Annotated in this window: 29 protein-coding genes; 17 read left to right on the plus strand and 12 right to left on the minus strand. The window is 39.7% G+C overall.

What is annotated here, in order from left to right; translation table 11 throughout:
• The first annotated feature begins 12 nt into the window (after positions 1 to 12).
• From GKR92_00195 to GKR92_00220, 6 genes are all read left to right on the plus strand, one after another.
• A complete protein-coding gene (locus GKR92_00195) occupies positions 13 to 1320 on the plus strand; it encodes a protein kinase (protein ID QMU60203.1) in 1308 nt (435 codons plus the stop codon).
• A gap of 66 nt (positions 1321 to 1386) precedes the next feature.
• Positions 1387 to 1980 (plus strand): peptidase S16, encoded by a 594-nt coding sequence (locus tag GKR92_00200; GenBank protein ID QMU62671.1) that lies wholly within the window; start codon positions 1387 to 1389, stop codon positions 1978 to 1980.
• 15 nt (positions 1981 to 1995) lie between these two features.
• Positions 1996 to 2379, plus strand: coding sequence for a thioredoxin (gene trxA, locus GKR92_00205; protein ID QMU60204.1), 384 nt, complete (start codon positions 1996 to 1998; stop codon positions 2377 to 2379).
• A gap of 89 nt (positions 2380 to 2468) precedes the next feature.
• Entirely contained in the window at positions 2469 to 4217 is a 1749-nt protein-coding gene (locus GKR92_00210) for an ATP-binding cassette domain-containing protein (protein ID QMU62672.1), read from the plus strand.
• On the plus strand, positions 4174 to 5082 hold the full coding sequence (locus GKR92_00215; GenBank protein ID QMU60205.1) for a hypothetical protein: 909 nt from the start codon (positions 4174 to 4176) through the stop codon (positions 5080 to 5082). The genes GKR92_00210 and GKR92_00215 overlap by 44 nt, the downstream gene beginning before the upstream one ends.
• A gap of 12 nt (positions 5083 to 5094) precedes the next feature.
• Positions 5095 to 5472, plus strand: coding sequence for a cupin domain-containing protein (locus GKR92_00220; GenBank protein ID QMU60206.1), 378 nt, complete (start codon positions 5095 to 5097; stop codon positions 5470 to 5472).
• Here the strand turns inward: GKR92_00220 and hemL are convergent.
• Genes hemL through GKR92_00235 form a run of 3 tightly spaced genes read right to left on the minus strand, consistent with a single transcriptional unit; the run spans position 5469 to position 8186 of the window.
• Positions 5469 to 6749, minus strand: a complete 1281-nt coding sequence (gene hemL / locus GKR92_00225) for a glutamate-1-semialdehyde 2,1-aminomutase (GenBank protein QMU60207.1) — start codon at positions 6747 to 6749, stop codon at positions 5469 to 5471. The two genes, GKR92_00220 and hemL, sit on opposite strands and share 4 nt — an antisense overlap.
• Positions 6750 to 6761: 12 nt before the next feature.
• Positions 6762 to 7379 carry a thiamine phosphate synthase gene (locus GKR92_00230; protein QMU60208.1) on the minus strand — a complete coding sequence of 206 codons (618 nt, stop codon included), beginning with the start codon at positions 7377 to 7379 and terminating at the stop codon, positions 6762 to 6764.
• A 15-nt stretch (positions 7380 to 7394) separates the two neighbouring features.
• Positions 7395 to 8186, minus strand: coding sequence for a hydroxymethylpyrimidine/phosphomethylpyrimidine kinase (locus tag GKR92_00235; GenBank protein ID QMU60209.1), 792 nt, complete (start codon positions 8184 to 8186; stop codon positions 7395 to 7397).
• 42 nt (positions 8187 to 8228) lie between these two features.
• Between GKR92_00235 and GKR92_00240 the strand changes: the two genes are divergently transcribed.
• Positions 8229 to 8399: a rubredoxin gene (locus tag GKR92_00240; GenBank protein QMU60210.1), complete on the plus strand. Its 171-nt coding sequence runs from the start codon at positions 8229 to 8231 to the stop codon at positions 8397 to 8399.
• On the opposite strand, the gene GKR92_00245 is transcribed toward GKR92_00240, so the two are convergent.
• Entirely contained in the window at positions 8396 to 8953 is a 558-nt protein-coding gene (locus GKR92_00245) for a class II aldolase/adducin family protein (protein QMU60211.1), read from the minus strand. The genes GKR92_00240 and GKR92_00245 overlap by 4 nt on opposite strands.
• Positions 8954 to 9052: 99 nt before the next feature.
• Here GKR92_00245 and GKR92_00250 point away from each other — a divergent pair, with 99 nt between their 5' ends.
• Positions 9053 to 9985 carry a carbohydrate kinase family protein gene (locus GKR92_00250; GenBank protein ID QMU60212.1) on the plus strand — a complete coding sequence of 311 codons (933 nt, stop codon included), beginning with the start codon at positions 9053 to 9055 and terminating at the stop codon, positions 9983 to 9985.
• A gap of 9 nt (positions 9986 to 9994) precedes the next feature.
• Here GKR92_00250 and GKR92_00255 read toward each other — a convergent pair whose 3' ends face one another.
• Positions 9995 to 10648: an HAD-IB family hydrolase gene (locus tag GKR92_00255; GenBank protein QMU60213.1), complete on the minus strand. Its 654-nt coding sequence runs from the start codon at positions 10646 to 10648 to the stop codon at positions 9995 to 9997.
• Positions 10649 to 10792: 144 nt separating this feature from the next.
• Between GKR92_00255 and GKR92_00260 the strand changes: the two genes are divergently transcribed.
• Complete coding sequence (locus GKR92_00260) at positions 10793 to 11293, plus strand: RNA pyrophosphohydrolase (GenBank protein ID QMU60214.1); 501 nt, start codon at positions 10793 to 10795, stop codon at positions 11291 to 11293.
• A gap of 22 nt (positions 11294 to 11315) precedes the next feature.
• Here the strand turns inward: GKR92_00260 and GKR92_00265 are convergent, their stop codons facing one another.
• From GKR92_00265 to GKR92_00275, 3 genes are all read right to left on the minus strand, one after another.
• The gene (locus tag GKR92_00265; GenBank protein ID QMU60215.1) at positions 11316 to 12044 is read right to left on the minus strand and encodes a hypothetical protein; all 729 of its coding nucleotides are present in this window, start codon (positions 12042 to 12044) and stop codon (positions 11316 to 11318) included.
• A gap of 12 nt (positions 12045 to 12056) precedes the next feature.
• Positions 12057 to 12572, minus strand: a complete 516-nt coding sequence (locus tag GKR92_00270) for an FMN-binding protein (GenBank protein QMU60216.1) — start codon at positions 12570 to 12572, stop codon at positions 12057 to 12059.
• A gap of 110 nt (positions 12573 to 12682) precedes the next feature.
• Positions 12683 to 13936, minus strand: coding sequence for a porin (locus tag GKR92_00275; GenBank protein QMU60217.1), 1254 nt, complete (start codon positions 13934 to 13936; stop codon positions 12683 to 12685).
• Positions 13937 to 14071: 135 nt separating this feature from the next.
• Here GKR92_00275 and GKR92_00280 point away from each other — a divergent pair, with 135 nt between their 5' ends.
• Positions 14072 to 14872 carry a DUF1461 domain-containing protein gene (locus GKR92_00280; protein QMU60218.1) on the plus strand — a complete coding sequence of 267 codons (801 nt, stop codon included), beginning with the start codon at positions 14072 to 14074 and terminating at the stop codon, positions 14870 to 14872.
• Here the strand turns inward: GKR92_00280 and hemJ are convergent.
• Positions 14859 to 15293: a protoporphyrinogen oxidase HemJ gene (hemJ, locus tag GKR92_00285; GenBank protein ID QMU60219.1), complete on the minus strand. Its 435-nt coding sequence runs from the start codon at positions 15291 to 15293 to the stop codon at positions 14859 to 14861. The two genes, GKR92_00280 and hemJ, sit on opposite strands and share 14 nt — an antisense overlap.
• Before the next feature lie 21 nt (positions 15294 to 15314).
• Positions 15315 to 17066 (minus strand): chloride channel protein, encoded by a 1752-nt coding sequence (locus GKR92_00290; protein QMU60220.1) that lies wholly within the window; start codon positions 17064 to 17066, stop codon positions 15315 to 15317.
• Between the two features lie 179 nt (positions 17067 to 17245).
• Here GKR92_00290 and GKR92_00295 point away from each other — a divergent pair, with 179 nt between their 5' ends.
• The 6 genes from GKR92_00295 (at position 17246) to GKR92_00320 (ending at position 21509) form a co-directional block, all read left to right on the plus strand.
• Entirely contained in the window at positions 17246 to 18277 is a 1032-nt protein-coding gene (locus GKR92_00295; GenBank protein QMU60221.1) for an N-acetyl-gamma-glutamyl-phosphate reductase, read from the plus strand.
• A gap of 17 nt (positions 18278 to 18294) precedes the next feature.
• The gene (locus GKR92_00300; GenBank protein QMU60222.1) at positions 18295 to 19026 is read left to right on the plus strand and encodes a hypothetical protein; all 732 of its coding nucleotides are present in this window, start codon (positions 18295 to 18297) and stop codon (positions 19024 to 19026) included.
• A 12-nt stretch (positions 19027 to 19038) separates the two neighbouring features.
• Positions 19039 to 19401, plus strand: coding sequence for a cell shape determination protein CcmA (locus GKR92_00305; protein QMU60223.1), 363 nt, complete (start codon positions 19039 to 19041; stop codon positions 19399 to 19401).
• Between the two features lie 119 nt (positions 19402 to 19520).
• Complete coding sequence (gene erpA, locus GKR92_00310) at positions 19521 to 19898, plus strand: iron-sulfur cluster insertion protein ErpA (GenBank protein ID QMU60224.1); 378 nt, start codon at positions 19521 to 19523, stop codon at positions 19896 to 19898.
• A 130-nt stretch (positions 19899 to 20028) separates the two neighbouring features.
• On the plus strand, positions 20029 to 21078 hold the full coding sequence (gene lpxD / locus GKR92_00315) for a UDP-3-O-(3-hydroxymyristoyl)glucosamine N-acyltransferase (protein QMU60225.1): 1050 nt from the start codon (positions 20029 to 20031) through the stop codon (positions 21076 to 21078).
• Positions 21079 to 21101: 23 nt separating this feature from the next.
• Positions 21102 to 21509, plus strand: coding sequence for a hypothetical protein (locus GKR92_00320; protein QMU60226.1), 408 nt, complete (start codon positions 21102 to 21104; stop codon positions 21507 to 21509).
• 30 nt (positions 21510 to 21539) lie between these two features.
• Here the strand turns inward: GKR92_00320 and GKR92_00325 are convergent, their stop codons facing one another.
• A complete protein-coding gene (locus GKR92_00325) occupies positions 21540 to 22025 on the minus strand; it encodes a winged helix DNA-binding protein (GenBank protein QMU60227.1) in 486 nt (161 codons plus the stop codon).
• A 244-nt stretch (positions 22026 to 22269) separates the two neighbouring features.
• On the minus strand, positions 22270 to 22986 hold the full coding sequence (locus tag GKR92_00330) for a helix-turn-helix domain-containing protein (protein ID QMU60228.1): 717 nt from the start codon (positions 22984 to 22986) through the stop codon (positions 22270 to 22272).
• Positions 22987 to 23427: 441 nt separating this feature from the next.
• Here GKR92_00330 and GKR92_00335 point away from each other — a divergent pair, with 441 nt between their 5' ends.
• Complete coding sequence (locus GKR92_00335; GenBank protein QMU60229.1) at positions 23428 to 23619, plus strand: hypothetical protein; 192 nt, start codon at positions 23428 to 23430, stop codon at positions 23617 to 23619.
• Positions 23620 to 23631: the final 12 nt, after the last annotated feature.

Here is a 23631-nt window from a genome sequence, read left to right on the forward strand (position 1 = left end):
TGCATATAGAATATGAGTGATAGAAGAAAACGTCGCAGCTTATCTTCCGGAGATCGGATAGGGAAATATCAGTTAGACGAGATCATCCATCAAGGAAAGTATCGCACCATTTATAAGGCGCACGATCCATTTTTAGAGCGCGATGTAGCTATAAAAGTTAGCCAATTTCCCGATAATCAAGAGGGTGAAGAAAATTCACAGCAGTTGCGCAATTCTTTTTTTCTGGAAACTCGTGCAATTGGTCAGCTGCAACACCCTAATATAGTCTCTGTCTATGATGCAGGAATTGGTGATCGCCAAACCTTTATCGTAATGGAGTACATAGATGCAAAAAGTTTAGCTTGTATAATGAATGCTAAAGAAGAAATATCAATTTCTAAGGCAATTGATATTGTATTTAAGTGCTGTAAAGCGCTTGAGTATGCGCATAGTAAAAACATTGTTCATCGAGATATTAAACCTGCAAATATTCTGATCATGCGAGATGGTAATGTCAAAATTGTAGACTTTGGAATCGCTAAGGTAAGAAACGAGATAGACACTTTATCTAGTGGTTTATTTGGGTCGCCATTATATATGGCACCAGAACAAATTGAAGAGCAAGAAGTGGGTCCATGTACTGATTTGTACGCACTTGGTGTTGTGCTCTATGAATTGATTACTGGAGTTAAAATATTTGAGGCGGATAATGTGCATACACATATGTACAAGGTTTTAAATGAAAAACCAAAGCCTCTGGCAAATTACGGTGTTGAGCATGCCGGGAAAATACAACCTATCATTGATCAAGCATTAGAGAAGCAACAAGATCAGCGCTATCCAGCTGCTGCAGATTTTGCGTCCGCGATTCGCAGTGTAGACATTGCTTTGCGCTATGAAGAGACGGAGATCATTAAGAGTGTGAATGCGGATCAGGCTGGAATGCTAGGGTTCTTTAAAGAATTCAGTCAGAAACAATTATCTGAGTTTGTTGATTTAGCAACGTGGTTGCGTATATCAAGTAATGAAACTATTTTATCTGCAGGTGAAATAGATCAAACTTTCTACGTTATCGTGGGTGGAAAAGCTATTGTATATAAAACAAATGAGCCGGTTAAAACTTTGGCGGAAGGAGATTGTTTTGGCGAGCTTGGCTTATTAAGAAATGAGAATAGTAATACCAGTATTATGGCGAACACTGATATGTTGTTAATGAAGTTGACCACTACTGATCTAGATAAAATGTCTACAGCACTGCAAGCGCAATTTTATAAAGCAGTAGCACATTCAATGGTCAAGCGTTTAGCCGATAATAAAATTGCAGCCGATAAAGCTGCGTAATCAATGTAAAAATTCAATCAATTATTATCTTTTATTAAGCAACGAGCTTAAGCTTTGTCTTCAAATTTGCATGAGTTGCCTTTATTCCCGCTGAATTCGGTAATTTTTCCTGGTGGTGCGCTGCCGTTGCGTTTATTTGAGCCTCGTTATTTAGATATGGTGAAAGACTGTATGCGCAATGAGCATGGATTTGGTATTGCACTTATTAAAGATGGCAAAGAAATGGGCCAAGAGGTAGGCCTGGCAGCGGAAGTATATAAGACAGGTACAGAATGCAGAATTGCAGATTGGGAGATGCTGCCGGATGGATTGTTAGGAATAACCGCCTACGGTGAGAAAAAGATTCATATAGAGGACACGCATATCCGGTCGAATCAGCTTTTGGTAGGGCAAGTGCAGTGTTTAGTAGCAGACCCTGATGTTGAATTACCTGAAGAGTTTGAATCCATGCGTAGTCTGTTGCAAAAAGTGATTACCCAAGTAGGCAAGCCCTATACTACCTTGCCAGCTGGGTATGATTACGCAGGTTGGGTAGGTGCTCGTCTTACTGAACTGTTACCTCTACAATTAGCGACTAAGCAACGGCTCCTAGAGATCGATGACCATATTGTGCGTCTTTATCATCTAAAAGAAGCTATGCAGGATTCTAAATTTCTATAATAAAAGGAGAGAATTGTGGCAACGATTGCCCTAACTAAGGATAATTTTAACGATACCGTTGAGAAAAATGACACTATCATTATCGATTTTTGGGCTTCATGGTGTGGCCCATGCAAATCATTTGCACCAACTTTTGAAGCGGCATCTAAAAATCATGAAGAGGTTGTATTTGCAAAAGTAAACACAGAAGAACAGCAAGAATTAGCTGAAGCATGCAATATTCGCTCAATACCAACATTAATGATTTTTCGTGAACAAATATTATTGTATTCACAAGCAGGCGCATTACCGCCAGCACAATTAGAAGATATTATTGATAAAACTAAAGCATTGGATATGGATCAAGTTAGAGCCGATATCGAAAAGCAGAGTAAAGAGCAGGATTCAAAAGAGGCTTAATAACAATTGCTAGTCTAATGAGTCAAACCAATCGTGAAGCAAATATAGAATCTATTCCAGAGCGGTATACCGTACGCCATGTGTTAAACATGGCGCTTGCGCATAAAAAAGAACTTTATTCTGCACATCTCATTGCCATTGTGGCGGTGCTTGCAAGCATTCCTATTCCACTGCTTATCCCACTTTTGATTGATGAGGTATTGTTAGAAAGGCCAGGAAAGGTGGTTGCTACAGTGGGTAAATTCTTCCCAGAGTCTTTGCATACACCTTTTCTATACATTGCTGTGCTAACTGCGATATGTATTATTCTGCGTTTAACCTATTTGTTTTTGAATGTTTGGCAAACTAAAAAATTTGTCGGCATTGCGAAAGACATCATTTATCGAATTCGTTATCAATTACTTAATCGACTGAAATCGGTGGCTATGTCGGAGTATGAGACTCTAGGCAGTGGTGCCGTATCCTCAAAATTTGTGACTGATTTAAATACGGTTGATCAGTTTGCAGGTGAAACAGTAAGTAAATTTCTAGTTGCGGCATTAACTATAGTGGGTGTTGCGGGTGTATTGCTTTGGCTACATTGGCAACTTGCATTATGTATTATGTTTGTAAATCCATTGGTGATTTACATCACTATGTTGATAGGTAAGAAAGTAAAAGAACTTAAGAAAAAAGAAAATAAATCTTTTGAAAAATTTCAGCAATCGCTTACCGAAACTTTGGGTGGTATTCAACAAATTCGTGCAAGCAATAGAGAGACTTACTACTTAGATCGTGTAAAGAAAAATGCAAAAGAATTAAAAGAACATTCGACTGCATTTTCATGGAAAAGCGATGCAGCAAACAGATTATCTTTTTCAGTATTTTTAATTGGCTTTGATATCTTTCGTGCACTAAGTATGGCGATGGTGTTGATAACCGACCTCAGCATTGGCGAGATGATTGCTGTGTTTGGATATCTTTGGTTTATGATGGGTCCAGTGCAAGAGGTGTTGAGTATTCAATATTCTTTTTATGGGGCTAAGGCTGCATTGGGGCGTATAAATGAGTTATTACATTTGCCACGAGAGCCCCAATATCCGCATATAGAAAATCCGTTCACCGACAAACATGCGGTTAGCGTGCAAATAGAAGATATTAAGTTTGCCTATGGTGATGGGCCTTATGTGTTGGATGGCGTTAATCTTGCTATTCAAGCAGGTGAAAAAGTGGCGTTAGTCGGCGCGAGTGGTGGTGGAAAATCAACGCTAGTACAAGTATTGCTTGGGTTGTATCCGCCGCTATTTGGTGAAATAAAGTTTGATCATGTTCCAGTTTCGCGAATTGGCATGGAGGTGGTGCGTGAGCATGTGGCTTGTGTGCTGCAACATCCAGCATTATTTAACGATACAGTACGCATGAATTTAACGCTGGGTAGAGAAATGCCAGATGCGGCTTTATGGCGAGTGCTAGAAGTTGCACAAATTAAAGATGTTATCGAAGCTATGCCTAGAGGGTTGGATAGTTTGATTGGGGTCGATGGAGTTCGTCTGTCTGGCGGTCAACGACAACGCATTGCCATTGCTAGGATGGCACTAACTAATCCACAAGTCGTTATTCTAGATGAGGCGACTTCTGCACTGGATGCGGATACGGAAGCTAAACTGCATATAGCACTAGCAGAATTACTTAAAGGTAGAACTATGATTATCGTTGCACACCGATTAAGTGCGGTTAAGCAGGCGGATACTGTATACGTATTTGAAGATGGGAAGGTTACCGAACAAGGTGGACACGAAGAATTGATTAACGCGAATGGATTGTACTCAAAATTATATGGCCAACATCAAACGGTTTAGTTATTTATTATTTTTGGCAGTTGTGTTTTTAAATGCATCTGCATATGCGGAGTCTTCAGATTCATATAGCCAATACGGCAATGGCGGAAAGAAGCTTACATCTGCTTCGAAAATGTCTCGCAAAGACTGGAATGATCCTGAGGAGTTAGAGCGAGTATGGCAAGCGAGTCTAGTTCGCATTCCATCAGATAAAGATGAGTATATTCAAAGCACCATTGCTGAAATCACATCAGCACCCTTAAAGCTTAATAAAAAATTTCCAACGGTTATCTATTTGCATGGATGTTCAGGAATGTGGCCGGGTACGATTAGGCGTCTTAATTTGTTAGCTAAAAATGGTTTTGCGGTCATTGCGCCACCTAGTTTTGCGCGCGAGAAGTATCCGCAATCATGTGACCCGTCTCGACATGTGGGTAGCATGTATCGTGGGGTTATTAGAATTAGGCTAAATGATGCGGGAAATACTATCGCGCAGGCTAAACAACTGCCTTGGGTGGATGAAAATAATGTATTTTTAATGGGCTTTAGTGAAGGTGCAATAACTACTGCAAGATTTTATTCAAAAAATAAGAATCGAGCAGTTAATGCGCGTGTAGTAGAAGGCTGGACTTGTAATGCAGGATGGCAAGAATATAAAGGAGTAAGAGCGCCTAAAGGCGAACCAGTTTTAGCGCTGGTAGGTTCTAGAGATCCCTGGTTTCAAAATTCCTATAACAAAGGCGACTGCACAAGTTTCTTGAACAGAAAGAATGGCAGCAAGTCAGTGGTATACAAGAAAGGTAAATTAAGTAACCAGCATGATTTATTAGAAGATGAGCGTGTACAAAAAATTGTAATCGATTTTCTTCAACAGCGTATCAAATAATAATTTTAATCAATGCAGCCATATGTCAAGAAAGCTGATTTCTCAAACGAATATTATTTTGGTGAAGGCTGTTATATAACTGAACTTTCTAATTCTGATGATGATCCGGGTTTGTCCATCGCTAGGGCACGAGTTGAGCCAGGAGTTACTACTCAATTACATGAATTAATTGGTACGGTAGAGCGATATGTGATTCTTGAAGGCGAAGGTTTGATTGATGTAGGGAATCTTTCGCCTCAAGCAATAAGACCATGTGATGTGGTAATTATTCCATCTGGCTGTATGCAAAAAATAAGCAATACTGGTGCTAGTGATTTGATATTTCTAGCTATCTGTTCGCCGCGTTTCCAAAAATCTTGTTTTCAAGAAATTGTAGAGCCAACTCTCTAAATTTTAGCAAACGCTTTATTGGCGATTTCAATGGTTTTTTCGATATCTTCTTCTGTATGCGCGCTTGAAATAAATCCTGCTTCATAAGACGAAGGGGCAAGATATACTCCTTGATCTAACATGTAGTGGAAGAATTTATTAAAGTGATCTGCATTACAAGCAGTTACTTGTGAAAAAGAAGTAATCTTCTCTTCTTCACTAAAAAACAAACCAAACATACCGGTTACATAATTTGCAGAGAGTGGAATATTGTTCTTTTTTGCAGCATCTAACAGCCCCTCGACCAACATTTTTGTTTTGCGCTGCAATTGATCGTGAAAGCCGCGTTCTGAAAGTAATTTAAGCGTTGTTAGGCCTGCGGTCATGGCAATAGGGTTGCCAGATAGAGTTCCTGCTTGATAAACAGGGCCTACAGGAGCCAGAGAGTCCATAATGGCACGTTCGCCACCAAGGGCACCCACCGGCATGCCACCGCCGAGAATTTTGCCCAGCGTGGTTAAGTCTGGAACGACTTTATAAAGCTGTTGCGCGCCACCTTTTGCAACGCGAAAACCAGTCATGACTTCATCAAAAATTAATATCGACTTATATTCAGAACAAGTCTTACGTAAACCTTGTAAAAAATCCTTTACGGGAGGGATGCAATTCATATTGCCCGCAATCGGTTCCACAATTACACAAGCAATTTCCTCGCCCATTTTTTCAAATACTTGTTCAACTTCTTCCAAGTTGTTGTAGGTGAGGGTGATCGTATTTTCTGCGGTCTCATCAGGTACACCAGGAGAGCTCGGTACGCCAAGTGTAAGTGCGCCGGAGCCGGCTTTCACTAACAATGCGTCACCATGTCCATGGTAACAACCTTCAAATTTTATAATTTTATTGCGTCCAGTGTGGCCGCGAGCCAGGCGAATTGCACTCATTGTGGCTTCTGTACCTGAGCTGGTCATGCGTATCATTTCTATAGATTCAACCAGTTCGCAAACTAGTTTCGCCATTTCAGATTCTATTTCAGTAGGTGCGCCAAAACTTAAACCATGTTCTGCAGCGTTTTGAACCGCTTGGATTACTTCGGGGTGTGCGTGCCCTAGGATCATCGGACCCCAAGAACCAACGTAGTCGATAAACTCTTTGTCGTGGATGTCATATATACGCGAACCATGTGCGCGTTTGATAAATACAGGTGCTCCGCCTACAGCTTTAAATGCACGAACGGGGGAATTAACGCCACCTGGAATAAATTTTTGGGCTTCTTCAAAGGCTTGTTCTGATGTCGTCATAATTTCAAAGTTTCACATTAATGATAAATATTCTTGCACAGCCTGCTTTGGAGATGAAGCATTAAAAACTGCACTAATTACGGCAATCATATCTGCACCTGCGGTTAGAACGTTAGTAGCATTTTGGGGGGTAATGCCACCAATTGCACAGATTGGGGTTTTAAATTGCTGTTTTGCTTTTGTAAGAAGAGCAATTTCAGCTCTAGGGGCATTAGGTTTGGTTGTAGATGGGAAAAAGCTACCAAATGCTATGTAGTCCGCAGAAGCATTTATAGCTATCTGTGCATCTTCATATTGCGCATAACATGAGGCGCCAATAATTTTATCGTCGCCAAGCAGCCTTCTAGCTTGTTCAATAGAAGTATCATTTTTACCTAAATGTACGCCATCAGCGTCGATATCAAGAGCTAACTGTGCATCATCATTAATAATTAATAAGCAAGTATGATCGTGTGTAAGCTTACGTAGTTGTGCAGCAATTTTGTAGCGATCTTCTGGTGAATTAATCTTGTCTCGATATTGAATTATTTTTACACCGGTAGTTAAGACTTCTTCTGTTTTAGTAATAATTTTATCATTACCAATACACGCCGCATCGGCTATTACATATAGACCTGTAAGTTTTTGCATGATTTTTTGGAATAGCTATTTCAGCCAATGAAACCGATTGGGAATTTTTTGCCCCATGCCAAGCTGACGGGCAGCCTGTAAACATTTCCAGGTGTATTCTTGGGCTTGATGGGTGGCAGAAACAATGTCTTGCCCACGCGCTATATTTGAAGCTATAGCGGAGGAAAGTGTACAGCCTGAGCCATGGTATTGGTCGGGTAGACGAGGCCAGCTGCGTGTGTCGAGCTTGCGATGATTGCCATATAAAACATTACAAACTTTATCGGTTTTTTCGTGAGTGCCTGTGACCAAAACATAATGTGTGCCGCGCTCTAATAGTGCCATTGCACAAGCATCGAGGGTGTCGCCTTCAGGTGCCAAGCTTCTAGTCTCCTCGCTATTAGGGGTCACGATTGTGGCTAGCGGTACTAGCAAGGTATTAATAGCATCAATCACATTTTCATTAGCTAAAACTTTACCGCCACCGGCAATGATAATGGGATCTAATACAACAGGTATATCTTTATAATCGGTTAGCAGAGAGTGTATCGCCATTGCAGTTGTGTCGCTTTCGATTAGGCCAATTTTTATTGTAGCAACGTTCATGTCTTCTAGAACAATTCGTGCTTGTTGAATAATAAAGTGTTCATTGATTTGAGAGGTGTCAATGACATTGGTAGTATCTTGAGCCGTTACTGATGTAATAATAGGTGCGGCGTGGCAACCCAAGCTTGCAATGGTTTCAATATCTGCTTGTATACCAGCTCCTCCTGTTGGATCTACGCCTGAAAATGCCATAACAACAGGTGTATTTGCAGATGTATTCATTATGTAACTGGAATATTTAGTTAAATAGGGATAGAACCATTAATGCAGTATAAAACATATATGTGTGTAATTTGTGGATGGATCTACGATGAGGCCAAAGGTGCACCTGAAGAGGGAATTGAGCCCGGTACACGCTGGGGAGATGTGCCATTTAATTGGAAGTGTCCAGAGTGTGGGGCGATGAAAGATGATTTCCAGCTAGTGGAAATTTAAGTTTTTAATTGTTGGTTTAGGAAAGCAATCTTTGCTGAATGCTCAAGGGAGCAGGTCCATTTATAGGCTAAATTTATGGATTCAGCACAGGCATATACTCCATGTCCACTCACAACAGTAATGCAATATTTACTAAGCGTGCTGGCAACAAGTCGAGGAGACTCTGCTGAGTAGTCATCAAATTTAATGGTGTGTACGGGTACAGTAGGGAAATAGAGCTTGCCTTCAAAATCATCAGGTATGAAGTCTTTTCCGCTCATGGTCAATGCGATGGTGTGGGGCCCGTGGCTATGAAATACTGCATGGGCTTTAGCGTTTTGTTTATAGACTTCAATATGTAATTTTGCGTCAAACGATGCATCTTTTCCGCACGACCCATCCACTGAGCACGCAACTAAATCATCAGCTTGTAACGTGTCCGCACAAGCTCCTGTGGGGGTCACCCATATGCGATCTCCATCACGAACAGAGGCATTACCGCTATGCGAGTCGTTATAGCCATATTTGCGTAGCCACGCATAGTGGCGAACTAATTCGTTTTTTAATACCGTCATTTATAAAAGCACTTTATTTTATTGTGTGTACAACGGATACTCTGCAACCATATTTTTCACGATGTACATAAGTTTATCTAACAAGAAAGGAATTTTACGATGTCAGCACTAATTTGTGGCTCAATGGCCTACGACACCATTATGGTCTTTCCTGACCGTTTCAAAGAACATATCTTGCCAGAAAAGGTGCATATTCTGAATGTATGTTTTTTAGTGCCACAAATGCGTAAAGAATTTGGTGGCTGTGCGGGCAACATTGCCTACAATTTAAATTTATTGGGTGGTGACGGATTACCGATGGGAACAGTAGGTCAAGATTTTGATCCTTATTCAAAATGGATGTCTGAGTGTGGTATCGATCAGAAATACATTAAACAGATTGATAACGAATATACCGCGCAAGCTTTTATCACAACAGACTTAGATGATAACCAAATAACTGCTTTTCATCCCGGCTCAATGAATAACGCGCATGAAAATGTAATTCCTACCAAAGATGGAATCAGTCTAGTGTTAATTTCTCCGGATGGTAAAGATGGAATGGTGCAGCACGCGCAGCAGTGTGTAGATGCTGAAATTCCATTTATGTTTGATCCTGGTCAGGGCTTGCCAATGTTTGATGGTGAAGAATTGCTTAAGCTTGTAGAGCAAGCCACTTATGTTTGTGTGAATGACTATGAGTCACAATTATTGCAAGAGCGGACTGGTTTATCGATTCAACAGATTGCCGAAAAAGTTGAAGCCGCAATTGTTACTCGAGGTGGCGAAGGTTCTGTAATTCATACCGATGGTAAGTCAATGGAAATTCCTGCAGTGAAAGCCACTTCAGTTCTAGATCCAACCGGCTGTGGAGATGCGTACCGAGGCGGTTTGATTTACGGCTTAATGAATAATCTAGGTTGGGATGTCACGGGTCGTATTGCAGCGCTAATGGGTGCTATAAAAGTTGCACATAATGGTACGCAGAATCACAAATATTCATTGAATGATTTTAAACAGCAGTATAAAAAAGAATTTGGACAATCTTTTTAAGATTTAAAATTACTTCAAGCTAATCTGCTGCCAATTATTTTCAGCAGCATGTTCGCTGAGTTTTTCATCTGCATCTACTGCAATGGGATGGCTAACTAACTCTAACAGTGGAATGTCGTTGCGAGAGTCAGAATAAAAGTAACTTCCTTCAAGAGAATCGCTAGAATCTTTTAGCCATTCTTGTAGGCGCGTAACTTTTCCAGGACCAAAGCTCGGTGTGCCTCGCACTTTACCCGTAAAGTTTCCATTTTCTATTGCAGGTTCCGTTGCAATTAAGTCGTCCATGCCAAACATATCTTTAGTTGGTTCAGTAATAAAACTGTTTGTTGCAGTGACAATAACTAAACGATCTCCAGCATCGCGATGTTTGGAAATTAAATCAAATGCCTTGGGTTTGATAATTGGTTTGATGCGTTGCTCTATATAATCTTCACGCCATTGGCATAATTCATCGTAAGAATTATTGGCTAAAGGTTGCAGGGCAAAATTTAAAAATTCATATACATCTAACTTACCTGCAAGATACTCTTTGTAAAAACGCTCGTTCTCACTTGCATAGTATTTAGCGTCTACCTTGCCAATGGATACAAGGTGAGCACCCCACTCATAATCACTATCGCCAGCAATTAAGGTTTCGTCTAGATCGAATAATGCTAATGCCATAGTTATAATAAATATAAAGGTTTAAAGAAAATCTGTATCAATAATGCTAAGTCATTGTATTGTATATTAAGTTTGTATATCTAGACGCAGTCTAAATTGCTCCTATTTAGACCCTATGCAACAATATACGGCTGGAGGGTAGTGATGGAATGCAATCAGCATGTAATTGATGCTTCTGGTTATCGCGAAAATGTTGGCATCATAGTATGTAATGAATCTAGGCATGTCGTTTGGTGTAAACGGTATGGTCAAGAAGCCTGGCAATTTCCTCAAGGAGGAGTTCAACCAAATGAAACCATTGAGCAGGCTCTTTATCGGGAGTTAGAAGAAGAAACCGGTTTAGGTCAAAGCCACGTTGATATTATCACTTGTACAAAAGATTGGCTTCATTATAAATTGCCTGAACGTTTAGTGCGAAAGCATAGTATGCCTAAATGCATTGGACAAAAGCAGCGTTGGTTTTTGCTAAAATTACAAACTGATGAAAGTAATATTTGCTTAAATCATTCTCAAAAACCAGAATTTGATAACTGGCGCTGGGTGGATTATTGGCATCCTCTTGAAGAAGTGGTTGCGTTTAAACGTAAGGTATATGAGAAAGCATTAAAAGAATTTGAGCCATTTTTATTTACTGCGGTGCATTAATTATTTGAATTTTAACGTCGAACTACCGTCGTATTACCCAGAGCCAAATTCCTGTAATGGAAAGAATCAGTAACAAGATGGCTGCTACATCTATAACGTAAATACCATATTTTCCAAAAACTCGCCCACTATGGGCATCGAGTAAAAACCTTTCTAAATTAATTTGTTTGCTCATATCATGAGATTCAATTACTTGTCTTAAAACCGGTAGGGTTATCGCGGGTGCTACCCAGTGAGGATGTGGTCCTTGTAGTTTTTGCCAACGGGTTAAATCACCAAGACTTTCCCAATATGTGTTAATTCCACGCACTACCATAGTGTTGTTTTTTGACAGTGCGATACCAATGGGAGCTTCCAGTAAACCATCTTGTGTAGTGATTTCGTCAATTATGTGTCCATCATGACCGATGACGATTAAAGAGTCAGAGGTGGCAATGACAATTTTGTTATTCGTGTCGGTGATATGTTTAACGGCACCATGAATAGCACTTATTTCATGTGTTATAGGTTTTCCAGATAAATAGATTGATTCTCCAGCATGAGAGATGGTCTGGTTGCCAAGCTGATATGTCGTTATTGGATTAGGCTTAATCCCGTAATACTTAAGCAACCAAGAGCTGGATAAGTATTGCTTATTTAGATTGAAATCATCGCTATGTTGTAATGCAATGCCAGTAATCACTAAAAAAGCAATGAATATTGCAGCAAGCAGACCTATTCTGCGATGCCACATGTGGAGTTTGGCGGCCATGGGGCAAAAATATTAACACGAATCTTTTGTTACATGTTTATGTAGCAAAAGAGACATTCTGGAGATGTTGGTGACAGCATTTACCGAGAGGGTGGCACCAGAGATATTGTCAATATTCGTATCGAGCTTGTTTTTCTCTGTTAGTTTTGCTCCAATAAATTGCTTTCCAAAAAAATCTTGTTTCACTTCCCAACCACGGCTTTCTCTAAAAATTAATACTTTAGCCTTCTCAAGACCCTGGGAGTTCACCACAAAGCCCGTAGTGATATAACGTTCTTTACCAATTTCTTCAAGAATCCAGGCTGTGCGGCAGTCATCCTGCCAATATGGCACGCGAATTTTTTTATATCGGTGACCAAGGATCTTTTTAACTTCTTTGCCTAGATCTCCAGATAAGGTGAGTCGCTTAGGGTTGGGTGTTGCTGTAAACGTAGCAGACAGAAAGTCTTCCGGTGATTGATAAACACTTTCTGCAGCCGTGGCAACATGCGCAATTAATAAAATAAGTATTGGTAAAATCCATTTCATATTGAATTGAAGCAGTTTAAATTACTTTTTTGTTCGCGTATTTCTAAAATTAAAAGCCCATATCAGTTTTATACAATATGGGCTTAGATAGTCTAATCTAGATGAATTATCTAGAACATATAACCGATACCTAAATCGAATCCATCGAAGTCACGATCTTGTGCTTCAGCTTCAGGATCATGTGATCGATCGCGCCAGTCAAATTTAACCACTACATCTTCATGTGGCCACCAGTTTGCACCCACTTCCCATTGGCTGAACTGATCTTGAACTCGTTGGCCTTCTACTTCTTCGTAACGAGCATACAATCCTAGCCAGCTATTTATTTTGTAGCTTGGTTCAAGATACCACCCGAATTGCTCATCTGGGCTGCCTGCTGCATCTTTAATATCTCCATCGATGTCCCATTCAGCGTATAGCGCTCTAAGACCAATTGGGCCGCGATTATATATGCCATGAAATGAATATAGAGTAGCTTCCTCAATCACGTCATTGTTTGCATCGTTTGTCTGACTAGCATCAGTTTGGTGATTTACAGTAGCTGCGAGTTCTAAGCCTTGTATGCCTGTATATTTTAATCGGCCTGTATATGCATAATTACTTGCATCTAATTGCGATGCCTTGCGACGACCACTACGAATTCTTCCGCTATTTGGAATATCGAGACCAGAGGTCATCGCTAAATCTGCACTTATTCCATTATCCCATTTATAATTTCCACCTACACCTACTTCCCACCATGTAGAAGGAATTATGATGTTTTCAACATCATTGCGCTCTACGCCGTAAAATGTTGGAGGTTCATGTGTTTCATTTAAAATTCCAACAGGTACTAAGAAAACGCCACCTCGAACTTGAGCATCGTTGTTAACATCATATTCAATATAAGCTTGTTCAACTTCTACTTCACCACCCAATGGATCACCATCTGACTCAACGCCACCATGTTCAATTTCAAACTCTGAAACAAAACGAAGGTCGTCGGTGAATTGTTTGTTTAAAAAGACTACAAAGCGATGAAGATCAGCTTCATCCACATCACGACTGCTATCGTCCGCATCTAGATTATTATAGTGAACTTCACCATAGCCGCCTATCGAAATGCCTTCTAAGGCATCGAGAGGGCTGTCTTCTACAACTTCAGCGGTTGCATTTGCAATTTCATTTGCCTCGACTGCTTTCTCTTCTGCGCGTGTGGCAGTTTCCATGGCTTGTTTTTGTTGAATCATTAAATACTCAACTGCTTTTTTAAGGTTCTCGTATTCCTCTTTATCTACCGAAATTTGCTCTGCTTGGATGGGTAGAGTGATGACCAATAGAGCAGCCAAGGCCACAATATTGCGTAATGGTTTAATGTGTTTCATTTAAAATATCCCTTAAAAACAAATAGTTATATATGATTAGCTGATTTACCTGCTTTGCAATCAACGTTTATAGTAATACTAATGAGAATGATTCGCATTTATATATCTAATTGAGGGTAATTTCCTAAAGAAACGATGTTATTAAGCAACTTATTAAAAGGTATTTATTCGGTAGAACGTACTATTGCAGTTAGAATTGCCTGCAACATGAAATACCAATCTGCAATTCTCAACTTCTTACTTTCTATATCTTTATTCTGTGTCAGTTTTTATATCGCCTGGAATCTCAATGCAGCTGCAAACTTTCTGTACTCAACTTGGTACGAAGTGCTTAATCTTGATGAGACTATTAGTAAATACGCACCTGATAATAAATTTAAGAATGGTTTTGAGAATACAAATCAACAACAACATATTGAACTGTTTTCGGGAATAGTTGCAGGGATCCAACGCGATGGGGAAGGTTTAAGAGATTTAAGTTACCTAGATGAAGAAAAAAACGCAAAGCGAACATTACTTACAGATGCTGAAGTGGTACATCTTAAGGACGTAGCTACTTTAGTTAGTAAATTTAAATATCTAGTTATTTTTGGGCCTCTAATTGTATGTATTGTATTTATATTGATGCGAACTAGGAAAATACCTGTAGCAAAATTTAAACGTCACTTGATTGGTGGCGTAGGAGTAATATTAGCTTTAGCTGTTTTAGTGATGTTGATAGGGCCAACAAAAATTTTCTATGTTGGTCATGAGCTTATATTTCCTAATAACCATCAGTGGTTTTTTTACTATGAAGAATCATTAATGAGTACGATGATGAAAGCTCCGGTATTGTTTGGGCCCATAGCATGCCAGTTACTATTATTAACGGTTCTGCTTTGGTTGGCAGCGTTATATTTCTTGCAGAGGTTCCAAGCCGCTTCTAGAAAGGTTTGACGACCACCAGAATTACAATTGTGAACAGGGCAAGAACAGGTGCTTCATTAAACCAGCGATACCAAACAGGTGATTTGGTATTAGTATCGTTAGCAAATGCTTTAACTAATCTTCCGCACCACAAATGATAAATTATCAGTAGTATAATCAGTGCTAACTTTGCATAAATCCATCCAGAACTTGCATATGCGCTCCAATTAGATGCTAGCAGTAAAGAGCCCAATACTATTGTGAGAGCCATGCTGGGAGTGGTGAATCGATAGAGTTTACGCTCCATGATTTTAAAACGCTCTTTGCAAGCTTGTTCTTCTGTTAATGCATGATGTACAAATAAGCGTGGTAAATAAAATAATCCAGCAAACCAGGTGATCACAAAAATAATGTGAAAGGCTTTTATCCAGGGGAAAAGAGTTAGAAACATATTTAGTTCGCTTGTGTGTTTTTATATGTCGTAGGAGCTTTTAAACTTTTCTTTGGTGAGAATTCCATATACACGGATTATATCAGGCCCTATGGTGCTGCTAATACAAAGTGCTTCAACACCTTCTTGTATAAAATATTCACGTGCTGAATCGGCTGTGGCACGTAAATCTATGCAGCTTACTTGCAGTCGTTTAGCAGGAATTTCCATTAAATTAATCTCATCGACTTCCTCTTCTTTTTCATCTTGCAGGTAATTGCTTAAGTCAGAGGTAGGTAGAATTGCAATGGGTTCATCTTTTTCGATCACTATCCATTCTTTATTTTGCTGTACTAATTCTTTGGCTTTTTCATTGCTAATGATATTAGTGCTTCGATGTATATTGCGATTCATCACATTTGCTACACCAACTCGACGTAAAGCTTGCACCATGGGCTCATGTCGGTAATCCAAGCCTTTTAGTTGCATCAACATTCTATAAATGGATCGCTGGCCAAATAACTGGCTAGCCGTAAGTTGTGCAGTAACAATCGCTAACATGCCGGGTAAAATAATATTTGGGTTGCTGGTAAGTTCAAATACAGCTGTTAATGCTGCTAGAGGTGCTTGTAAGGTAGCCCCCATCATGGCTGCCATGCCAATTAGCGCATACATGCCTGGAGAAGAAGATAGCTCTGGGAAGATAGGTTGCGCCATAAGACCCATAATGCCTCCCAAACTTGCGCCTATTACAAACGTAGGGCCAATGAGTCCAGCAGGTAAACCCAGACCAATGCTGCAAGCTGTAGCAATTAGTTTCGCCGCAAAAATAATGAGTAATAATGTCAGGCCGATATTATTGACTAAGGTATTGTTCACGGTGTCATAGCCGATCCCCATTATTTGTGGCGCGACAATAGCAAGCAGTCCGGTAATGCAACCTGCCAGTGTAAATTTAATCCATGTGGGTAATTTTTTGCCTGCTAAAGCAGATAATCTTGTTAAGTAAATAAATACAAAAGCTGCGATACCGGTCACGACACCTAGAAACATGACATAAGGAAGTTCTAGTAAATTAGTAAGTTGAAAGTTGGGGACTGAAAATACTACTTCGGTACCAAATACAGCGCGTGTGACTGCAGTGGCACTAACTGCAGATAGTATGACAGGTAGAAAGCTGGCCAAAGAGTATTCCATCATTACCACTTCAAGTGCGAAAATTACACCCGCTAATGGTGTATTAAAAGACGCGCCAATGGCTGCTGCAGTTCCACAGGCTACAAGTGTGCGGATTGTATTATTCGGTAGGCCTAGTTGTTGACCCACTAAACTGCTAGTTGCGGCACCAAGATGAATGGCTGGGCCTTCACGTCCTAAAGACTGCCCGGAAATGATTGCCATGGCGCCACCTAGATATTGCAACAAAAAACTACGAATGCCTAAGTAGCCTTGATGATAGGAAAGTCTTTCCATTACATGCGATACACCTACAGTGGAATCTTTTTTAGCTAGTAACTTATAAAGAGCAGCAATTAGAAGTGCTCCTGCGATAGGTAATAAGACCCTGAGGTGGAGAGGTAAACCTTCGTAATTTTCTGGGTCTCCATAGGGTAAGAAAGAAATTTGAACCACTTCTATAAGTAGTCGGAATGAGACGATAACCAGGCCTGTCATGAGGCCAGCTAGAGTGCCCAGAATAGCCAGTTGAATTAGAGCATCTGGTCTAGATGTGCGCAGACGCAAGTTTTCTAGTGCTTTTTTAAGCAGTCTACCAATCGCTGAATCATTTCCCATGGACTAGATTATGCCATAAGAATTTATTGGGTCTGTTACCAAAGGATTTATACGTACAGGTGTGTTTTTCTTTTGGATAAACATATTAGCTTGTATGATGCACCAAGATTTATATTAAGCACTAAATTTAGAGTATGAATCGACCGTCTCAATAAGAGAAGCATGAGGAAATAAGACTTATGATTTCAGTTGGAATAGTTGGAGGAACAGGATATACCGGTGTGGAGTTGCTGCGCGTTCTCGCTTTGCATCCAAATGTTGAAGTTAAAGTGGTTACATCACGCAGTGAAGCAGGTAAAAAAGTTTCCAGTCTGTACCCAAGCCTGTTGTCCAGTTTTGGGATAAATTTTACCAAACCTGATGTGGCAGCGCTGAAGGAATGTGATTGTGTATTTTTTGCTGCACCTAACGGAACAGCAATGCAAATGGTGCCCGAGCTATTGAAAGCCGGTGTTAAAGTAATTGACCTCGCTGCGGATTTTAGAATTAAAGATTCAGCTATTTGGGAGCACTGGTACAAACAAGCTCATGCCTGTCCGGATGTGTTGCAGACTGCTGTATATGGACTGCCCGAGCTGCACAGAGAAGAGATTAAAAAAGCGCAACTCATTGCGAATCCAGGTTGTTATCCGACAGCTGTGATATTGGGTTTTTTGCCATTACTTACTGCAGGAATTGTAAAAGATACTCAGCTCATTGCAGATACTAAGTCTGGCGTGAGTGGTGCAGGGCGAGGCGCAAATGTACCTACGCTTTTTAGTGAAGCGGGTGAAAACTTTAAAGCATACAATGTAAATGCGCATCGTCATTGGCCAGAAATCAAGCAAGAATTAGAATTTGTTACAGCTCATGATGTAAATTTTGTATTTACACCGCATTTAGTACCTATGGTGCGTGGAATTTTTGCAACTTTGTATGTGACAAAAACAGAGAGCATTGCTGATTTAGCTGGACTGTATCAACAACATTATAAAAATGAGCCATTTGTGCAGGTATTGGAAGAGGGAGTGCTGCCCGAAACAAAGCATGTTCGTGCATCTAATCAGTGTATGTTGTCAGTATCGCAACCCTATGATAGTGATACCGTAGTAGTCTTATCTGTAATAGATAACTTGGTGAAAGGAGCTGCTGGTCAAGCAGTTCAGAATATGAACTTAATGTTTGAAATAGAGGAAACTACGGGTTTAATGCAGCCAGGCCTGTATCCGTAATGCTTTGATCGTTTGTTATGAAATTAGAAACACATATATATAGTCAGCATAAAGGTTCATACCTGGTTTCATTTGGGATCACTGCAGGGCTTTTTTTGTTGTCATTATTTTGCGCGTACTGGGTGGGTGCGAATGGTTTAAATATTCCATTCATATCATCGCAAAGCACACTGGAGTTTGCAGATAGTGATGAAAAGATCAAATATTTAGAAAAAAAGGTTCGCGAACTAGAGCATGATTTAGCGTTTGTGGAACGTTCAACCAAGGTTGAGCTTGCAGCGGTTGAAGAAATGAAAAAAACTTTGCAAGAAAAAGATCTTGAATTGTTAGAGCTAAATCAAGAATTACATTTTTACAATACGCTTTATACAGCAAACACTGATCATACATTGGTACATATCAAGGCATTTAGTTTGCATAAAGATTCAATTACAGATAAATATGTTTATGAGTTAGTTTTGACAGGGGTGCCTAAAAAGAGTGAGAAAAAAGTATCTGGAGTGATTGGTTTAAGTGTGGACGGAGAGGAGCAAGAGATCCTCAAGCGTTTGGTATTTGAAGATGCTAGTGAAATATCTGATACGTCTTTAACATTTTCATTTAAATATTTTCAAAAGATTTCAGGAAGCTTTACTTTACCTGATACGTTTGAGCCCTCAGCTGTACATTTAGAAGTGCGTCGTGATCAAAATAGTAAACAGCCAATTGCAGTGAGTTACAATTGGGACGAAGTGTTTGGTAAAAGTTAAAAGTAGGTTTGTATGGCATTCAAGAAAAAAATTAAAACGATGCGTGTAGATACTTTAGTTGGCAAACACTCAAAAATCGTCGGCGATATTCTTTACGCAGGTGGTGTACATATCGAAGGGCGGGTTGAGGGTAATCTCATGGCTGAGGAAGTTGACAAAGGGTTTGTGGTCGTTAGTGAATCTGGATTAGTGAAGGGTGAGATTCGTGGCCCGACTGTTATTGTGTATGGCACAGTACATGGGGATGTATATGCAACAGGGACCATCGAACTTGCGGCAAGTGCTAAAATTACCGGAAGTGTTTATTATAATTTACTGGAAATGACTACTGGGGCAGAAGTAAATGGCAACCTGGTTCACCAGCAAAACACATGAGATCCAGGGATAAGTCGCTAAGTTAATAGGGTTGCGCAGCTATTTTGGAATACTTGACTAATTTACTAGGGTAATGTTAGTATATTAGCAAGTTCTAACATATTTTTATTGGAGTAATCATGTCTGCACCTGAGACAGCACAATCAACAGCGCCTTCGGCACCGCCAGCTTCTCTTGTTTTTACGGATGCAGCCGCAAATAAAGTACAGCAGCTAATCGACGAAGAGAAAAACGAAAATCTCAAGTTACGTGTTTTTGTAAGCGGAGGTGGTTGTTCAGGTTTTCAATATGGGTTTACTTTTGATGAAAATCTTCAAGACGGTGATACATCGGTAGTTAACAGTGGTGTTACGCTATTAGTAGATCCCATGAGTTTTCAATATCTAATGGGTGCTGAAATTGATTATTCAGAAGGTCTAGAAGGTGCGCAATTTGTAATCCGTAATCCAAATGCACAAACAACATGCGGTTGTGGATCGTCCTTTTCGCCAGGTTAATGAAATTTTTTCGTTTTCATTCAAAAAGCGCTCAAATGAGCGCTTTTTTTTGCTCTTTTTTTATAATGTAGAAAAGCAAATTGTTTTAGAATGACACTCAGCATATTTTCACATCACGCGGAAAGGAACCATGCATAAGAAAGTTTCAGAAATCGTAAATGAGTTATCAGAGTGGAACTTGTTTATTAACCAGCAAGGGCCAGACAATATCATTAGTGAAATGCCTGATATTAAACAGTGTGGTGAAGGTGACTTGGTGTTTGTCGAAAGTGAAGATTATGTAAATTATGTGATCAAGCAAAAACCTTCCGCTGTAGTAACGAATGAAAAATTAGCTGAGCTGTTTAAAGATTTAACGAATACTACTTTACTGGTGAGTTCTAACGCAAAATTAGTGCAAGCACTAATGCGGCAAGCCTATGGTGATCGTGATTTTCGCGATAATGGTTGGTCACAAGTTCATGATTCTGCGGTGATACATGAGTCTGCAACAATAGGGAGTAATGTATGCGTGGGGCCCAATGCAGTTATTTCAAAGAATGCGCGCATAGGTGAAAACTCAACGATTATGGCTAATGCGGTGATTGAGGAGTATGTGAAAATCGGTGCCGATACTATAATTCATCCAAATGTCACCATTTCGTATTCGTGTGAGGTGGGTGACCGTTGCATTATCATGTCCGGGACTGTTATTGGAAGCGAAGGTTTTGGTTTCGCGCAGGACCAACATCAAAAAAGTTATCGTGTGCCACAAACTGGCAATGTCGTTCTGGGCGATGACGTGGTTTTGGGCGCCAATTGCACAATCGACCGAGCAACGTTTAATTCCACACATATAAAAGATGGCTGCAAATTTGATAACCAGGTTCATATAGCGCACAACACGACTGTAGGTGAGGACGGTTTGGTTGCGGCGCAATGTGCAGTGGCAGGTTCAACTAATATTGGCAAGAGACTTCGTTGCAGTGGCCAAACCGGTATTCTCGATCATTTGAATATTAGTGATGACTGCGTGTTTGTGCAGCGCGCTGCGGTAATTCAAGATGTAAAGGAACCGGGCATGTATGCGGGTCAGCCGGCACAACCATTGCGGAAATGGTTTAAAAATACTGCGGTTGCAAAGCACCTGGAAGAAATGAAAAAAACTCTTGATGCTCTTGAGAAAAAAGTTAACAAATGAACTTTTGTATTAAATTAGATTGAATGGATATATTGTTTGAAAAATTCGATAGCCAGTATCAAATTCAGCAATTAGCAGAAGAGTTCTATGATGTGATGGATCGTGATTCGAAAGCAAAAAAATTGCGTAGCCTGCATCCAGAAAATCTTTTTTTCACCAAAAAAATTCTTTATCGATTTCTCGTGCATTGGTCAGGTGGCCCAGAGATATTTAGTGCTGAGTACACTAATTCAACATGGCTAGAGTTGAGGCATCGAAAAGTTGAACTAAGCGAACAGCACCAGCATCAATGGTTATATTGTATGGAAACGGCAATGAAGAATTTAGAGTTTAAAAGTGAATTAAGAGAGGAGTTGCTAGCGAGATTTTCTAGTTTGATAAATGCTATGTTTGCACAACGCTCAAAACTTGATATGAGTCCTAAAGAATAAGGTGGCTACCAAAGATCTAATGCAGATGATTTAGGTTTTGTTTACATGGGCTGTGATGCACCGTTCGACTTTTTTCCACATGATACGCTCGTTTTGCGGTAAGCGATTCTCAAGATTATCTAAAAGCCCTGTATAGGCGGCGAATAACATTTTAGCAACTTGCAGTCCTTTCTCGGTTAATTTTATATGGATGATTCTACGATCATGCGTTTGACGGTCACGCTTAACTAGATTGCGAAGTTCTAACTCATCTACATTTCGCGTGATGGATGCGCCATCAGTATTCATTAGATAGGCGACTCTTGATGCGGTATTTGCTCGTTTTGAAAATAGAATTTCCAGTACTAACCATTGATTCAGAGTTAGGCTCGTTCTCTGTAAAGACTTTTTAAGTTGTCGCTTGGTTTCGTTAACTATATTCATGCCTAGAAATGCCGTTGCAATATTTGCTTTTAGATTAGAAGGGCAATTTTCGGTTTGCTCATCTAGGGTTGTTGAGTTTTCGTTGTTAGTCATGAGGATTCGAACAGCTATATTATTATCAACCGCATACTAGATTGTTGCTTAATACAACAATCTAGTATGCGGACTTACCGTTGTCGGTACGATAACGCACGCAATTGTGTGATTAAAAGAGTTTTATGGGTTTGCTGGTGTACGCAGCAACTTATTTTTAAAGTTTAATGCGCTTATAGGTTTACGATTTTGCTAATCGTAAGTGAGCTTGAGCCAGCGTTAGTGCTGACTAACACATAATTGTTTATATCTTGCTGAGTTGTGGGAGTATGCGATCATATTCACTTTTTACCACGCTATAACACTCACATGCTAGATTTTCCAAACCTGGTCTATCCAAAATGTCGATAATCCCACGATGGTAAGAAATAATTCCGTTGTCTTGTAACTTTCCCGCTGCTTTTGTTACTCCTTCTCTACGTACGCCTAACATATTTGCTATTAGGTCTTGTGTCATCATCAATCGATTTGTAGAAACTCGGTCAAGGCTCAGTAACAGCCAGCGACATAGTTGTTGATCAATAGAGTGATGTCGATTGCATACTGCAGTCTGTGCCATTTGTGTGATTAAGACTTGTGTGAACATCAGCAGCTGACGTTGTAGTGGTCCACCAACATTGAATGCATTCTGTAATAGGGTTCCTTGGTAACGATAAGCGTGGCCTGCGTTTTGTACTACTGCGCGACTGGGTGTGGTATTGCCACCCATAAAAAGTGCTACACCAACTATGCCTTCACGTCCTGTTACCGCAATCTCGGCAGAGTGACCATCTTCGGTTAGATATATTAACGATACGATACTGCTTGTGGGGAAGTAGACAAATTCCATTTCTGTACCAGATTCGTAAAGAACTTTGCCTAGGGGCATATCCACTAATTCTAAATCACGTTGCATGATTTCATATACATCATTCGGTAACGCAGAAAGAATATAATTCTGCCTGGGATTATGTTTGTTCATAACCACCATCCTAAATTTCTACCTAAGTAAGGTAGCTGTAATTATTACAACCCAATAATATGAATAGAAATTAACACACTCTGTTTCATCTGCTAATAATATATGCAATATAAGTAAATTAGAATTGTAAAATGTTTGTTCCCAGTCATTAAAAAAAACTTATCATCATGTTAATAATATTTTATAAACTGATGTGCAGTATTTTAGTCTAAAGGAAACGTTTACAAACAAATTCTTTAAAAATATTTTTAAGTTGCGTATCTCTTTGACCACTTAAGTCAAAAAGAAACATTAGCTAGAGATTCAAAGTTTTGTAAAATTTGAATCATGTTAACGAGCCAAAATGAATAATTTTGAACTTAATAATTAGTATGAATTTTGTGTGGGCTTAAATTTAAGCTGGTATTTTCACCGACAATAATTATTAGTGTTTCTAAACCTATGCATTATCCGTTAGTGCCAGAGAATGAAGAAATACGTTTGCAATCAAAAACAAACATGGAGCTAGGGGCGCTATGCTTAATTGATACCAAACAGAGAAAATTAACAGATAATGAAATAGACTTGCTAAAAAGTACTGGAGATCAAAATTTGATTAACGAGTCTCTGAATTTGGCTGATAGTCGACATTGATAAATTACATCT

The sequence above is a fragment of the Gammaproteobacteria bacterium genome, from assembly GCA_014075255.1.
Lineage (GTDB): Bacteria > Pseudomonadota > Gammaproteobacteria > UBA4575 > UBA4575 > JABDMD01.

Coding starts and splice junctions, on each gene's coding strand:
- GKR92_00325 (QMU60227.1), bottom strand. CDS start 22,025: ATGACTAACAACGAAAACTCAACAACCCTAGATGAGCAAACCGAAAAT.
- GKR92_00290 (QMU60220.1), bottom strand. CDS start 17,066: ATGGGAAATGATTCAGCGATTGGTAGACTGCTTAAAAAAGCACTAGAA.
- GKR92_00270 (QMU60216.1), bottom strand. CDS start 12,572: ATGAAATGGATTTTACCAATACTTATTTTATTAATTGCGCATGTTGCC.
- GKR92_00260 (QMU60214.1), top strand. CDS start 10,793: ATGGAATGCAATCAGCATGTAATTGATGCTTCTGGTTATCGCGAAAAT.
- GKR92_00240 (QMU60210.1), top strand. CDS start 8,229: ATGCAGTATAAAACATATATGTGTGTAATTTGTGGATGGATCTACGAT.
- GKR92_00320 (QMU60226.1), top strand. CDS start 21,102: ATGGATATATTGTTTGAAAAATTCGATAGCCAGTATCAAATTCAGCAA.
- GKR92_00195 (QMU60203.1), top strand. CDS start 13: ATGAGTGATAGAAGAAAACGTCGCAGCTTATCTTCCGGAGATCGGATA.
- hemJ (QMU60219.1), bottom strand. CDS start 15,293: ATGTTTCTAACTCTTTTCCCCTGGATAAAAGCCTTTCACATTATTTTT.
- GKR92_00330 (QMU60228.1), bottom strand. CDS start 22,986: ATGAACAAACATAATCCCAGGCAGAATTATATTCTTTCTGCGTTACCG.
- GKR92_00265 (QMU60215.1), bottom strand. CDS start 12,044: ATGGCCGCCAAACTCCACATGTGGCATCGCAGAATAGGTCTGCTTGCT.
- GKR92_00215 (QMU60205.1), top strand. CDS start 4,174: ATGGATTGTACTCAAAATTATATGGCCAACATCAAACGGTTTAGTTAT.
- GKR92_00275 (QMU60217.1), bottom strand. CDS start 13,936: ATGAAACACATTAAACCATTACGCAATATTGTGGCCTTGGCTGCTCTA.
- GKR92_00305 (QMU60223.1), top strand. CDS start 19,039: ATGGCATTCAAGAAAAAAATTAAAACGATGCGTGTAGATACTTTAGTT.
- GKR92_00335 (QMU60229.1), top strand. CDS start 23,428: ATGCATTATCCGTTAGTGCCAGAGAATGAAGAAATACGTTTGCAATCA.
- GKR92_00250 (QMU60212.1), top strand. CDS start 9,053: ATGTCAGCACTAATTTGTGGCTCAATGGCCTACGACACCATTATGGTC.
- GKR92_00230 (QMU60208.1), bottom strand. CDS start 7,379: ATGCAAAAACTTACAGGTCTATATGTAATAGCCGATGCGGCGTGTATT.
- erpA (QMU60224.1), top strand. CDS start 19,521: ATGTCTGCACCTGAGACAGCACAATCAACAGCGCCTTCGGCACCGCCA.
- hemL (QMU60207.1), bottom strand. CDS start 6,749: ATGACGACATCAGAACAAGCCTTTGAAGAAGCCCAAAAATTTATTCCA.
- lpxD (QMU60225.1), top strand. CDS start 20,029: ATGCATAAGAAAGTTTCAGAAATCGTAAATGAGTTATCAGAGTGGAAC.
- GKR92_00280 (QMU60218.1), top strand. CDS start 14,072: ATGTTATTAAGCAACTTATTAAAAGGTATTTATTCGGTAGAACGTACT.
- GKR92_00295 (QMU60221.1), top strand. CDS start 17,246: ATGATTTCAGTTGGAATAGTTGGAGGAACAGGATATACCGGTGTGGAG.
- GKR92_00245 (QMU60211.1), bottom strand. CDS start 8,953: ATGACGGTATTAAAAAACGAATTAGTTCGCCACTATGCGTGGCTACGC.
- GKR92_00300 (QMU60222.1), top strand. CDS start 18,295: ATGAAATTAGAAACACATATATATAGTCAGCATAAAGGTTCATACCTG.
- GKR92_00235 (QMU60209.1), bottom strand. CDS start 8,186: ATGAATACATCTGCAAATACACCTGTTGTTATGGCATTTTCAGGCGTA.
- GKR92_00255 (QMU60213.1), bottom strand. CDS start 10,648: ATGGCATTAGCATTATTCGATCTAGACGAAACCTTAATTGCTGGCGAT.
- GKR92_00210 (QMU62672.1), top strand. CDS start 2,469: ATGGCGCTTGCGCATAAAAAAGAACTTTATTCTGCACATCTCATTGCC.
- GKR92_00220 (QMU60206.1), top strand. CDS start 5,095: ATGCAGCCATATGTCAAGAAAGCTGATTTCTCAAACGAATATTATTTT.